1 protein-coding gene and 1 pseudogene are annotated in these 763 nt (G+C 35.4%); both read left to right on the top strand.

The window, feature by feature from the left end; translation table 11 throughout:
- A partial coding sequence (locus BBG48_RS11065; RefSeq protein ID WP_330410391.1) for a PI-PLC domain-containing protein occupies positions 1-286 on the top strand: 286 nt, incomplete at its 5' end.
- A gap of 41 nt (positions 287-327) precedes the next feature.
- Positions 328-763: pseudogene (locus BBG48_RS10835) on the top strand (C4-dicarboxylate TRAP transporter substrate-binding protein); the annotation flags it as partial.

The following is a 763-nucleotide window of genomic DNA, read 5'->3' as shown; positions in this document are numbered from 1 at the left end:
CGTGCTTGCTATGAAAAAAATAGACGAAAAAATAAAATGTGGGCTACTTATAGACAGCTGGCTGGAAAAACCATGGCTTTATCTAAAACAGTTGGGGGTAGAGTGTTATCATCCGTCAGCATATTGTGTAGATGAGGAGCTAGTTACAGGCTTACACGAAAATGGATTTGAACTCAACGTATGGTATGGGACAGAGCCGTTTAATTTTTCAGATACATATAAATTAAATGTAGATGCTATGATTACTGATTACCCTGATGAAATAAATAAAATCAGGTCTATGTAAATCTATTAACCAATTTTTATTAAAATTTTAAGGAGCAAAAAATGAAAAAAAGAAAATTATTGTCGCTTTTTTTGATGTCTGCAATGCTATTAAGTGCCTGTGGTCAAAAACCGGCAGAGGCACCAAATAAACCTGAAAGCAGTGGAGGAGATGCCGCAGCCAAGGATGATTACAAGATAGTATTAAAATTGAGCCATGTATTTGCACCTGAAGAACAGCTTACAAAGTCAATAGATAAAGCTGCAAAAGCTATATATGATAGAACAAACGGTGCAGTAGAAATTCAGACATATCCTCAAGCACAATTGCCTACTTATAAGGACGGTTTGGAGCAGGTATACAACAAGGCAAATTTTATTTCTGTTGAAGACCCATCTTATTTAGGAGATTATGTACCTGACTTTAAAGCGTTAGTAGGACCATTTTTATACAGTGATATAGACCAGTATTCAAAAGTCATTCAAAGCGACTTGGTTA

Origin of the sequence: Criibacterium bergeronii (assembly GCF_001693775.2) — a bacterium.
Lineage (GTDB): Bacteria > Bacillota > Clostridia > Peptostreptococcales > Filifactoraceae > Peptoanaerobacter > Peptoanaerobacter bergeronii.
The sequence above is the reverse complement of the archived record's forward strand: the minus strand, read 5'-3'. Positions and strand labels throughout refer to the sequence as shown.